The 11,675-nt window shown below is 49.1% G+C and carries 11 protein-coding genes; 1 reads left to right on the top strand and 10 read right to left on the bottom strand.

Going from position 1 to position 11,675, the window contains the following annotated elements; genetic code table 11:
- Positions 1-35: 35 nt before the first annotated feature.
- Positions 36-707 carry a lipid-binding SYLF domain-containing protein gene (locus WHS43_06170; GenBank protein ID MEJ5339223.1) on the top strand — a complete coding sequence of 224 codons (672 nt, stop codon included), beginning with the start codon at positions 36-38 and terminating at the stop codon, positions 705-707.
- Here the strand turns inward: WHS43_06170 and cysM are convergent.
- The 10 genes from cysM to WHS43_06120 all read right to left on the bottom strand — a co-directional run bounded on the left by cysM (position 704) and on the right by WHS43_06120 (position 11,608).
- Complete coding sequence (gene cysM, locus WHS43_06165; protein ID MEJ5339222.1) at positions 704-1,651, bottom strand: cysteine synthase B; 948 nt, start codon at positions 1,649-1,651, stop codon at positions 704-706. The two genes, WHS43_06170 and cysM, sit on opposite strands and share 4 nt — an antisense overlap.
- Positions 1,652-1,658: 7 nt before the next feature.
- Positions 1,659-2,216, bottom strand: coding sequence for a bifunctional precorrin-2 dehydrogenase/sirohydrochlorin ferrochelatase (locus tag WHS43_06160; protein ID MEJ5339221.1), 558 nt, complete (start codon positions 2,214-2,216; stop codon positions 1,659-1,661).
- Between the two features lies 1 nt (position 2,217).
- Positions 2,218-3,555: an L-seryl-tRNA(Sec) selenium transferase gene (selA, locus tag WHS43_06155; GenBank protein MEJ5339220.1), complete on the bottom strand. Its 1,338-nt coding sequence runs from the start codon at positions 3,553-3,555 to the stop codon at positions 2,218-2,220.
- Complete coding sequence (selB, locus tag WHS43_06150) at positions 3,552-5,264, bottom strand: selenocysteine-specific translation elongation factor (GenBank protein MEJ5339219.1); 1,713 nt, start codon at positions 5,262-5,264, stop codon at positions 3,552-3,554. Before selB ends, selA begins: the two co-directional genes overlap by 4 nt.
- Positions 5,261-5,401, bottom strand: a complete 141-nt coding sequence (locus WHS43_06145) for a hypothetical protein (GenBank protein ID MEJ5339218.1) — start codon at positions 5,399-5,401, stop codon at positions 5,261-5,263. Before WHS43_06145 ends, selB begins: the two co-directional genes overlap by 4 nt.
- Positions 5,377-5,751, bottom strand: coding sequence for a nucleotidyltransferase domain-containing protein (locus tag WHS43_06140; GenBank protein ID MEJ5339217.1), 375 nt, complete (start codon positions 5,749-5,751; stop codon positions 5,377-5,379). Before WHS43_06140 ends, WHS43_06145 begins: the two co-directional genes overlap by 25 nt.
- Before the next feature lie 9 nt (positions 5,752-5,760).
- Positions 5,761-7,050, bottom strand: a complete 1,290-nt coding sequence (locus WHS43_06135) for an anaerobic glycerol-3-phosphate dehydrogenase subunit C (protein ID MEJ5339216.1) — start codon at positions 7,048-7,050, stop codon at positions 5,761-5,763.
- A 60-nt stretch (positions 7,051-7,110) separates the two neighbouring features.
- Entirely contained in the window at positions 7,111-7,542 is a 432-nt protein-coding gene (locus tag WHS43_06130; protein MEJ5339215.1) for a rubrerythrin family protein, read from the bottom strand.
- 61 nt (positions 7,543-7,603) lie between these two features.
- Positions 7,604-8,359 (bottom strand): DUF2851 domain-containing protein, encoded by a 756-nt coding sequence (locus WHS43_06125; GenBank protein MEJ5339214.1) that lies wholly within the window; start codon positions 8,357-8,359, stop codon positions 7,604-7,606.
- A 42-nt stretch (positions 8,360-8,401) separates the two neighbouring features.
- Positions 8,402-11,608, bottom strand: a complete 3,207-nt coding sequence (locus WHS43_06120) for a DNA methyltransferase (GenBank protein MEJ5339213.1) — start codon at positions 11,606-11,608, stop codon at positions 8,402-8,404.
- Positions 11,609-11,675: the final 67 nt, after the last annotated feature.

The raw sequence follows: 11,675 nt of genomic DNA, 5'->3' as shown, positions 1-11,675 counted from the left end.
CAGGATTGTTTTATCATAGTAATGGAGGCATTGGTATGAAAAGCCTGCTTTTATTCTTACTTATTATCACCCTGTCCTTCGGGACCACAAAGGAGGACATGGATAAACTTTTAGAAGACTCCGTGGCCATGCTCAAAGAACTTGGAAAAAGCAAGGAAGATATACCTTCTGACCTTCTCAGGAGGGCAAGAGGGGTGGTTATCTGCCCCAGTATGTTAAGAGGTGCTTTTATAGTTGGGGCTGGTGCAGGAAATTGCGTGGTAAGTTATAAAGACCCGAAGACCGGAGAATGGAGTGCACCTGCCTTCTATACACTTGCTCAGGCATCCATAGGCTTTCAGTTAGGAGTTGAATCTGTTGACCTGCTGCTTGTAATAGGCACAGACAGAGGGATGAAAAGCCTTTTAAGAAACAAAGTTAAGCTGGGTGCAGACGTTTCTGTGGCAGCTGGACCAGTGGGCAGAGGAGCCTCAGCGGGAACGGACATTGCTCTCAAGGCAGACATATACTCCTACTCAAGGGCGAGGGGAGTATTTGCGGGTGTTTCACTGCAGGGTGCTGTGCTCAGCTTCAATAGCGAGGGAATCAGAGCCTACTACGGAGAGACACTGAGCCCAAAGGAAATACTGTTTGGGAAGGTGAGAAGGCCAGAGTCTGCAATAAGACTCTCACGCACCCTTACAGAAATAGCCTCCGGCAGGGATTAAAGGTCCCTGTAAGGTGCGGTGGTAAGATACTTTTCTCCCCCGTCGGGGAAGACCACCACTATAACTCCCTCCTCCAGCTCCCTTGCCAGCTCAAGGGCTGCGTGCAGTGCTGCACCACATGACTGACCTGCAAGGATTCCTTCCTCTCTGGCAAGCCTTTTTGTCATCTCATAGGCAGGCTCCGTTTCTACGAATATGGTTCTGTCAAGAAAGGTCTCGTCAAAGATGCCCGGTTTTATGGAGCTCTCTATATGCTTGAGACCTTCTATGCCATGAAAGGGATAGGCGGGCTGAACACCAACTATCTGAATGTCGGGGTTGTAAACCTTTAGCCTCCTTCCCGTGCCCATTATGGTCCCACCAGTGCCAATGCCAGCCACAAGGTGGGTTATTCTTCCTCCCGTCTGGTTCCATATCTCTATGCCCGTGGAATAAAAGTGCGCCTTCCAGTTGGCAGGGTTGTTATACTGGTCAAGGTAAAGGTATTTGTCGGGCTCTTTGCTCACCCTTTCCCTCACAAAGAGTATGGCACCGTCTGTGCCCTCAAGGGGGTCTGTAAAGTATACCTCTGCACCGTAAGCCTTTATGATTCTTTTTCTCTCTTCGCTGACATTTGCAGGCATGGCAAGCTCCACAGGCACACCGAGACATGCACCCACCATGGCGAGGGCTATACCGGTGTTGCCAGAAGTGGCATCTATGACCACTTTCCCTTCTTTGAGAAGTCCCTTTTCCATGGCATCCAGAAACATACTCAAAGCCGGTCTGTCCTTTACAGAGCCTCCCGGGTTGAAGCTCTCGAGCTTTGCGTATATCTCCACCTTTGGAGAGACATCTGTGGGGACGATTTTTCTGAGCCTCACAAGGGGCGTGTTGCCCACAAGGCTGAGGATAGAGTTTCTCAGTTTTCTGTATGGTTCATCGTGCTGACCAAGAACCCACACAGAAAGATTATAAGCCAAGCCTCTGTCTTACGAGGTCTATCAGTCTCTCCTGCCTTTCCCTGCCTTCTGGCAGGCTTTCCCTTATTTTTTCAAGTTCTGAAAGAAGCCTTTCCAGGTCTTCTGGGAGCCACTTTTCAAGAAGCTCCCTTACGCCTGCAGAAAGGGCTGGCACTTTGCCAGAGGTAGAGATACCCACCACAAGCTCACCCCTGACTATTAAAGCCGGGAAGAGGAATGTGCAAAAGTCTGGGCTGTCCACAGCGTTGCAGTGTATTCCCCTCCTTATACAAAAGCTATAAACCTTTTCCTGCAATTTGATATCATCCACAGCCACAATAACCATGAAGGCATCTCTGAGGTCTTTCAGTCTCAGTCTTCTCTTCAGGAGCTCTATCTTTTTCTCCGCGGCAAGGCTCTGTAGATAGGGCGTGGCTTCCGGTGCTACCACCTTGATTTTGGCACCAAAGGGAAGGAGCTTCTCCACCTTTCTGCTCGCCACACTTCCACCCCCAGCCACCACCACCTTCTTACCCTCAAGGCTCACGAACATGGGAAAGTAAGGCATATCATTCCTCCATTCGCTCAAAGGCTCTTACTATGTCAGGAAAATCTCTTTCCTGAAGGGTCCTTACATCAAGAAGGAGCATGTCTTCTTTGAGTCTTGCCACCACAGGGGGCTCTGAACCTCTTAGCCTTTTTTCAAGCTCAGGAGTGCTGAGCACCTGGTGCCTTACAGCAACGCAGTATGTCTCAAGAAGAAGCTCTGGAAGTGCACCACCACCACATCTTGAGAAATCCTTCAGCACTGCCACCTTCAACCTCCTGAGTTTTCTGAGCCTTCTTGCCAGAGCAATGGCTTTTTTTCTGAGCTCTTCGGGGCTGGACAGAAGCATACGCAAGGTGGGAATCTTTGTGTATTCTCCTCTCATGTATAGCCTCAGGGTCATCTCCAGCCCAGCAAGGGTCAGCTTGTCAATTCTGAGGGCTCTGCTCATGGGGTTCTTTCTTACCTTTTCCACATGCTCCTTCTTTCCCAGTATTATGCCCGCCTGAGGTCCACCGAGGAGCTTGTCTCCGCTGCCGGATACTATGTGGATGCCCTTTTTTATACACTCTGAAAAGCTAGGTTCTTCTGTCTTTATACCCAGCTCTTTCAGGTTCAGAAGGCTTCCGCTCCCCATGTCGTAGTATACGGGAAGTCCAGAGCTGAGAAGATCCTCTGGCTGAACCTCTTCCACAAAGCCTTCCATGTAGAAGTTGCTTCTGTGCACCTTCATAAGAAGTGCAGTGTCCGGACCTATTGCCTTCTCGTAATCAGAGAGCCTTGTTCTGTTGGTGGTGCCCACCTCCACAAGCCTTGCGCCCGACGCCCTCATGATATCAGGGATGCGAAAGCTTCCCCCTATCTCTACCAGCTCACCCCTCGAAACCACCACCTCCTTGCCGCAGGCAAGGCTGTTGAGCACAAGATAAACAGCTCCTGCGTTGTTGTTTACCACATGCACTGCCTCTGCACCTGTGAGGTCCTTCAAAAGCCCTTCTAAATGGCTCAGTCTTGAGCCCCTTCTCCCCTCATAAAGGTCATACTCAAGGTTTGAGTAGCCCATTGCCACTTCCTTTATAAACTCCGCCACCTCCTCCGCCAGAGGCGACCTTCCAAGGTTTGTGTTTATGACCACACCAGTGGCGTTTATGACCCTTCTGAGGCTCGTAGAAGACAGCTCTCTTATTCTTGCTTCTATGAGGCTCCTGAGGTCCTCAAGGGACTGCCTCCTGCCCTGAAGTATTTCCTCCCTTACCCTCTGGAGCATCTCCCTTATGGCTCTTTTTGCCAGCTCCTTAGGGTATTCTCCAAACTCTTCGAGAAGTTTTGAGACCTGCGGTATCTGCCTCAAAAGGCTCATCTCAGAAAGACCCTCCTTTCTCCTTCTCTTCTTGTTATGCCAAGCCTGTCCATGTGTTCCAGCAGAGGTATGAGGTATTTTCTTGTAAAACCCAGAACCTCCTTTGCCTCCTGCAGGGTAAACTCTCTACCTACAGCCCTTAGCCTTTTCACGTATTCCTCAAAGAGCTCTTTTGATACATAAAGATAGTCTCCAAGGCTGTAGACTCTACCCTTTCTTACTGCAAGAGATAGATACTCCCTGTAGGGTTCAAGCTCTTTCTCTTCCCTTATGCCCTCCGAAAGAAGCTCTATGAGCCTTCTGTAGCCCTCAAGCTCCTCCGGTCCTGAAGCTTTTGCATCCACCACATAGCCCTCAATCAGCCTGATATCCTTTACGTTTTTCAAAATGAACTCAAGCAAACCCTCCGAGGTCTTCAGCCTTGACACCGCCTCCGAAAGGGAAATAACTCCACCTTTCTCTCTGAGAAGCTCCTTAAGTCTTTTGGTAAGTAGTGCAAGCACCTCCTGATGGTAGAACCTTCCCTCAACCTCAGGAGCCCTTGGGGGCTGAAGGGGCTTTCCATAAAAGGAAAATACCTCCTTAAGGCTCAATCCCTTCAGACCACTCTCTAAAAGTAGATACTCAAGTGGCTCACTCTGGAGAAGGGAGAGGTTTTCTCTGATAAACCTCTTTGAAACTCTCACAGGAAAGGGATGGAGCACTTCATAGCCTCCCACCAGCTCACCAGAAGAGTTAAGAAGAGGTCCCCTGTCTCCCCTCACTGCAGGCACGGGCTCAGAGAGCCTGAAGATACACACATCCTCAGAGATACCACTTACGTAGACGGGGACCTCCCTCATACCGAAGAAGGCATAGCCCAGACCTCTGGGCGGGTTGCCCTTTAGCCTTACCAGAAGCTTTTTTGAGCTCTTTATACCCTTTACCAGGAAGCATCCCCTCTCCACCTCATGAGGCTCCAGCTCTGGAATGTTAAGGGCAAGCCTCTCGCCCGCCCTGCCCTCTTTTACAAACACTCCGTGGTTCTGCATCCTCCTTACCCTGCATGTCTTTCCCAGAGGCTCAAGGGTAAGAATATCACCCTCCAGAACCCTGCCAGATATACAGCTCCCCCTCAAAACGGTCCCGTAGCCCTTCACGCTGAAGGCAGAATCCACCAGAAACCTGAAGAGCTCCCCTTCTTTGTCTCTGAAGTTTCTCTCCGCATACTCAAGGATACCACTTTTGAGCTCTTCAAGCCCGTAGCCGGTGACGGCGGAAAGGGGAAAAACACCGGAAACCCTTACACCTTCACGGTTCAGCATCTGAAGGGCTTCTTCCCTTGCCAGCTCGAGGGTTTCTTCGTCCACCCTGTCAGCCTTTGTAAGCACAAGGAGCACATCCTCTATACCAAAGCTCTTTGCAAGCCTTGTGTGCTCCACCGTCTGGGGCATAACACCTTCCCCTGAATCCACAAGGAGCAGAAGCCCCCACACGGGAGCAAGACCGCATATGGCGTTTTTTATGAACCTCTCATGCCCAGGCAGGTCTATTATCTCCACCCTCAGGCTCTTCTCTGGAAAGTCCAGAAAGGCAAAGCCTATGTCTATGCTCATGCCCCTTCTCTTTTCCTCCGGTAGCCTGTCCGTGTCTATGGAAGTGAGGGCTCTCACAAGGGAGGTCTTGCCATGGTCCACGTGCCCGGCGATGCCAAGGGGGAAGTATCTCATGGCTTTAGCTTGAAAAGCACTTCTTTAAAAAGTTCGTAGACTTCTTCTTTCAGAAGCTCTTTTCTGAGAGCCTTTGTCTCCATCTCATCATAGACATGCACAAGCCTGTTTCTCAGGTATATGAGCTCACCGAGCAAGCTCTCTTTTTCAAATCTTCTAAACGCCTTCTCAAAAGCGTCATAAGCTCTTTTGAGCTTTTCCAAAAATAGCCCTCCTGAATTATTTTATCCAGAAACTCAGCAGATTTAACCCTCCAGAGGTCAATGAGCTCTACATCCCTCAGAAGTGGGAGCTCTTCAAGACGGGAGAGAAGCCTCATGTATTCCTTTCCTTCTATCTGGTCTTTGCAGAATATGCCCACATCCACATCGGAGCTCCTGCTGAACCTCTCACTGAGCACGGAACCGTAAAAAACTACAAGGCAATCTTTTTGCAGAACTTCCTCTATCGCAATACCAATCAGAGAGAGAATTTGAGCCCTTTCCACACTCCTATTTTAGTCCTCCCCGTATGCCATAGCAAGCACTTCAAGGGGATGGTAGACCCTTTTGCCCGTCATGAGCTCTATGTGGTTGCCCGAGAGGGGACAGTCGGAGACATAGAGGTCTGCACTGGAGTTTTTCATGTCTTCAAAGAGCTTTGAGCCAACTTTTATGGACATGTCAAAGGTCTCCTTTCTAACCCCAAAGGTGCCGTCATGCCCTGAGCATCTCTCAATTAGCTGGACCTTTGTGTTGGGTATGAGCCTCATAAGAGCCAGAGCCCTGTATCCCACGTTCAGAGATTTGAGGTGGCAAGGTATGTGATAGGCAATGCTTCCCACGGAGACCTTGAAGTCCCTGTTGAACTTCTTTTCCTGGTGGAGCTTGAAAAGGTATTCGTGCACATCGTAAACCTTCTCTGATACAGCTTTCACATCCGGGTCATCGGGCAGAAGTAGAGGGTATTCATACTTTATCTGCAATGCACATGTAGGCACTGGAACCACTATGTCAAAGCCTGCATCCACATAGGGCTTTAGCCTCTGCACATTATACCTTGCCCTCTCGGTGGCTGAATCTATGTCCCCTATGTCAAAGAAGGGGATGCCACAGCACTGCTGCTCTGGGAGCTCTACATAAATGTCGTTCTTCTCAAAGACTTTAAGAAGTGCCTTTCCCCTCTCAAGGTAGTTGTAGTTGAGCAGGCATGTGTAAAAGAGTGCCACCTTGCCGTTTTCTCCCTTCACGGGCTTTCTGTTTTTCCTGAACCAGCTCGTGAAGGTCTCTGAGTTTATGGGTGGCAGTTTCGCCCTTCTGTCCACACCCATCACGCCTTCCATGATTACCCTGAAGGCGGGGATGTTGTTGACTCTGTTAACTATGGGTGCAAAGGGCACTGAAAGCTTGCCCACAAGGTCCGTGTTTAGCATGAGCTTATCGGTGAGCTTTGCCCCCTTATTTTTGAACTTCCACACCTTATACCTCAAAGAAAGGTGAGGAAAGTCTATCCTCCACTCATGGGGTGGCGTGTATGGACACTTAAAGTAGCACTGCTTGCAGTGAAAACAGAGCTCTAAGGGAAGGGCAAGCTCATCCTTTGAGAGCTTTTCTATGTCATCCTCGTGTCTGTCCACCGCATCAAAGAGAGCGGGGAACGAGGGACAGTAAGTGACGCACATCCTGCAGTCTTTGCACTTGGAATAAACCCTCTTTGCCTCTTCCCATAGAGCCTGTTCGTTGAGGAAGTTGGGGTCTTTTATGTTGAACTCAAAATCCTTTACTCCACCGAGGGCAAACTCTTGCATGATTCACTCCTTATGTTTTTTTAGGAATGGGGGGCAGAGCCCCCGAAATATGGTCTAAGATTATCCCTTCAGGGACTCCAGAGCCTTCTGGAACCTTCCTGCGTGGGACTTTTCTGCCCTTGCCAGGGTCTCAAACCACTCCGCTATGTCGTCAAATCCCTCTTCTCTTGCAACCCTTGCAAAGCCGGGATACATCTCTGTGTATTCGTAGGTCTCGCCGGCTATGGCAGCCTCAAGGTTCTGCTCCATGGTGCCTATGGGCATGTCGGTAGCAGGGTCTCCGCCACCATACTTTTCCATGAACTCAATGTGGCCAAAGGCGTGACCTGTCTCGCCCTCTGCTGTTTCTCTGAAGATGTTGGCTATGTCTGGGTATCCCTCAATGTCCGCCTTTCTGGCAAAGTAGAGATACCTTCTGTTTGCCTGGGATTCCCCGGCAAAGGCATGCTTGAGGTTCTCAAGAGTTTTTGTGCCTTGCAGGCTCTTGCTCATGGTTAACACCTCCTTTTAAGGTTTTTGGTTATGTATATTATATGCAAACTTTTTTCATTTGTCAAGGGGTATTGATAGACCCTCCTCTGGAGTTCTTCATCAGCATTATGATGCCAAAGTGTTCTCTTGTGCTGGCTGGAAGGATGTGGGGGTATTTCTGAAGAAAACTCTTGATGAGAAAGTTGGAGGCAAGGGGTGGATGGAGCTCAAAGACCACCCTGAGCTGGCTCTCCACTTCCCGTGGAAAGAGGGCAAGGAAGAAGGGGAGGATAACATTGAAAAAGGATTCCTGCCTTCTCTGAATACCAACTCCAGAAAGTTCCATTACCCTTCTTACAAAGGCGGAGGCATCAACTGAATTTTCTATCTTTCTTTTCCAGCCTTTTATTCTGCTCAGGAAAAAATTAACAGCACCTATCCCTGCAAGCTCCTCAAGAAAAAGAGACGCACCCTCAAGCCTTCTGCGAGGATGGTTGGCCGGTCTTATTCCCTTTTCCACCCACTGGAACCTCTCCATCCTCAGAGATAGGTCAAAAAAGGGGGGAAGTTCGTCCACATTCTCCTCAAACCCAGCCCTGTATAGGAGAGCCTTTCTTATCAGGTCCTTTGTCTTTAGAAGCCTGATTTCTTTGAAGGGAAGGAGGAGCGCAAGGTTGAGAAACTGGACCCTGTTTTTTGGATACCCGAGAGATACCATTAGCTCTCTGTAAAGAGCTTCATCCGGTTCTGCAATTTTCAGGAGGTTTTTCATCCTCTGAACCTTCTGAAAAAGCCAAATATCTCCCAGCCTCTCAAGGTCGGTCCTTAAAACTTCCATTTTTCCTACCCTAAGGGTGGTTATACCAGACAGTGCAAGTCCCTACACACTCCTTGCCTTCTCCAGCCTTGCTTGGACAAGCTCGGCAACGGCATAGTAGACTTCTCTTCTCTCATCCTCTGTGAGACCGAGGGCATCAAAAACCACATCGTCAATGGCTTTGCGGTCGGGCAGTGGGTTTGGCTCCTGCTCCCTTATGGGCTTGCTGGGGTCAAAGCCAAGTTCGGTGAATATTGACAATCTTTCTGAGCTATTACTGGTAAAAATATGCTCATACACCTCTTTGCTATCAACAAATTCAGGGCTTGGTATTAGCATCTCATTAACCTCATAAACCTTCACATCAACTGGGCCACCACCTCCACCATAGCCTCTTGCCTGCAGTTCAATCCACAAAAGGCAGTATGCGCTGTTAAGGGTCGGAAGCAATTCTTCACTACAGTAGATATCGTATAAACGGGCATCAGCGAATGCCACCTTGTTGAGAGGAATAAAAAATCTCTCCCTATATGTCATTGTCCAGAGTGCAGTGCTAAGACCCCTCTCCCCCAAATCCCACCACCTTTCCCTTGAACTGCATGTAGGTCTTTTGTGGTATCCCTGCTTTTCTCCCCACTTTATGTATTTCCATACCTCAGTGTCTTTCAGTTCCTTTTCCCTTCCGTGGCACATAAACACAAGATGGCTCAGGTCTTCCAGGCGAACAACAAGACTTTTTAGCTCCCTCGGGCTTTTTACCACAGGTTTTAAGAACCTTGCGGGTATTTCACCCTCCCATCCTGCAGAGTTCCTCACCGCCACAGGGGCATCCGGGTCTCTTTTAGAGAGCTCCACCACCTCCTTCACGCTGAGCCCCATGGGCTTCAGGTAGAAAAACTCGTTGGCACCGGTCGTGAAGCCGCGACGCACTTCGGCGATGTCGCCGAGACGCACGAGCTTGCCTTTGCCCTTTTCCAGAATGGTGAAGAAGATCTCCGGCGCGCGCAGGTACTTGCCGCCCCATTTGCTACCGGTGTATCTGTTATCTTCTTCTGTGCCCTCCTGAAGGAGCTGGCTTTTCTGTCTTATTATGAGCCTGCAGGTGGAATGGTCAAAGCTGTCCTCTCTGAGTTCATGCAGTTCTTTGAGGGTCTGGGCGTTGTTAACCTCTTCAAAGAGTCTTCTGAAGGATACAAAACGCACTCTGTAGTCCTCCTCTTCCTGCCTTCTTCTGGCGAGAGTTATTACCGTGTTCACATCCGCCTCTTTGAAGGACCTTTTTACCAGATTGTCTATAACATACTCAAGCCTTGCCTTATTGAGGAAAAACTCCTGAAGCCCCGCACCGTAGCCCACATCCAGCCAGGAGTTTGAGGTGATAAAGCAAAGGATTCCTCCCTCTCTCAGGAGCGAAAGCCCATGTAGGAAAAAGTAAACATACAGGTCGCTTCTTTTTGAGAGGTTTATATGGCCCCAGAGCCTTTTTACAGACTGCAGGAGCTTTTCCTTGTATTGCTCTTTTAGGGCTTTCCAGCTCTCTTCTGAGTGTCTCTCCATCTTTTCAAGGGGTGGTGCTATTTCTTCCTGCCTTACATAGGGCGGGTTTCCTATGACTATGTCAAAGCCCCCCTTCTCAAAGACTTCTGCAAAATCTATCTCCCACAGAAAGTAATCCTTTGACTTACTCTTACCCACTTCAGACACAAGCCTCTGGTATTCTTCCTTTTCCTGCTTGAGAAGTTTCTCTTTTTCTCTTAGCTCCTTAAGGCTTTCCTTTTGATGAGAAGCTGCATACATGTCCTTTTGAGAAAGAAGCTCAATGTCTCTTTTGAGCTTTTGAAGGTCTTTTTCTATGTTCTGGAGCTTTTCTTTCAGGACCTCAAGGAGTATTTCTCTTTCAAGCTCGTGTATCTGTTCAAGCTCTCTGAGGTCTGAGCTGAACTCTCCAGAGTAGAACCTGTTTTTTCTATCTATGAGCTCCTGCAGTTTTTTCTTTATCCTGGAGGGTATGAAGGCACCTTCTGCCCTCAAAAGCAGGGGCGTGCCACCCACCTCCTCAATGAGAGAATCCCCCTGTCTGAGCTTGAAGGAAAAGTTGGGAAGCAGGGGCTTTGTGTATATGTCCATCTCCTTTTCGTCGCTCTCTATAACGAGAGAGAGCCAGAGCCTTAGCTCTCCCACCATCACCGCCCAGTCCTTGACATCCACGCCATACAGGTTGTCCTGCACTATCTTTCTTTTCAGGGCAAAGAGGTTGGGCTCCTTCCCCTCCAGATTCCTGATAAGGGCAGAGTTCAGGGAAACCAGTATGTTGAGCATGCCAACCAGAAAAGAGGCAGAGCCAACCGCCGGGTCCACCACCTTCAGCTCCTCAAGGGACCTTCTTATTGACCTGAGCTCGTCATGGCTAAGCCACGCAGTTTCAGGATTGTAGACAAAATCCAGAAGCCTTCGCCGTTCAATGCCTGTCTTTTCCTCAAGATAGCCCGTAAGGGCAAGACGGCACATAAAGTCTATCTCAAGCCTTGGAGTGTAAAAAATTCCACTGCCAGAGCGTTCCTCCTCTGCGATTAAAGATTCGTAGACCTTGCCAAGCATTTCAGGGTCAACTGCCACCTCCTCGTCCAGAGGCATGGACTCGTCCACGGTAAAGTTGTAAAGCTGTAAAAAGCCCTTCTGTTCGTCCCTGCCCGTTGGGTCTGGCTCAAAAAGCCACTCAAAAACCTCATCGGGAAGGCTTTCCACCATAAGGTCAAGCTCGTTCTTTGTAAAGAGACCACCGTTCAGGTAAGGCATAAGAGCCAGAGACTCCCTTATGTCCTCCGGAAGGCTCTGGTCCACCAAGGAGAGCCTTTTGTTAAAGGCTCCAAAAAAGAGGCTGGATAACCACTTTGAAAAGAAGGTGTCTTTCTGGTGGGGACTATCTTCAACATGCACCCTGTATCTTTTCCAGAAGCCCAGCATATATTCCCTGTCTGGCACATAGTCTTTCCATTTGAGCCATCCCTTCTTCTGCAGGAAGTAAACAAACATAATCCTTGAAAGAAGTTGCTGTGCAAAGGCGTGGGCTTTGCCCGGGTCAATCCTTCTATCCAGAGCTGACCTTATTCTGTTGACCGCGGAGCGGTAGGCGTTGAAAAACTTCTCTGTAAGCCTTTCGGTGCTGAAGGCTCTCTGCAGGCTCTGAAGGTCTTTCAGCTCAAGTTCAAGGAGGGCCTTCCTCAGGGTGTAATAGCCCTTTCCCCTCTCCACAAAGTAGGTATAACGCAAGTTGCAAGTTATAGCATCCCTGCACTCCAGAGCCTATGGAGATTGTAAGAAATTACCGCCATGTAGA

The sequence above is a fragment of the Aquificaceae bacterium genome (assembly GCA_037481935.1).
Taxonomy (GTDB): Bacteria; Aquificota; Aquificia; order Aquificales; family Aquificaceae; genus Pampinifervens.
Note: the sequence above shows the minus strand (reverse complement) of the source record. Positions and strands in the feature narration are given on the sequence as shown.

What these genes read in the sequence shown, in the direction of transcription:
- WHS43_06170 (MEJ5339223.1), top strand. Translation starts at nt 36, where the DNA reads ATGAAAAGCCTGCTTTTATTCTTACTTATTATCACCCTGTCCTTCGGG.
- WHS43_06160 (MEJ5339221.1), bottom strand. Translation starts at nt 2,216, where the DNA reads ATGCCTTACTTTCCCATGTTCGTGAGCCTTGAGGGTAAGAAGGTGGTG.
- selB (MEJ5339219.1), bottom strand. Translation starts at nt 5,264, where the DNA reads ATGAGATACTTCCCCCTTGGCATCGCCGGGCACGTGGACCATGGCAAG.
- WHS43_06130 (MEJ5339215.1), bottom strand. Translation starts at nt 7,542, where the DNA reads ATGAGCAAGAGCCTGCAAGGCACAAAAACTCTTGAGAACCTCAAGCAT.
- selA (MEJ5339220.1), bottom strand. Translation starts at nt 3,555, where the DNA reads ATGAGCCTTTTGAGGCAGATACCGCAGGTCTCAAAACTTCTCGAAGAG.
- WHS43_06125 (MEJ5339214.1), bottom strand. Translation starts at nt 8,359, where the DNA reads ATGGAAGTTTTAAGGACCGACCTTGAGAGGCTGGGAGATATTTGGCTT.
- WHS43_06135 (MEJ5339216.1), bottom strand. Translation starts at nt 7,050, where the DNA reads ATGCAAGAGTTTGCCCTCGGTGGAGTAAAGGATTTTGAGTTCAACATA.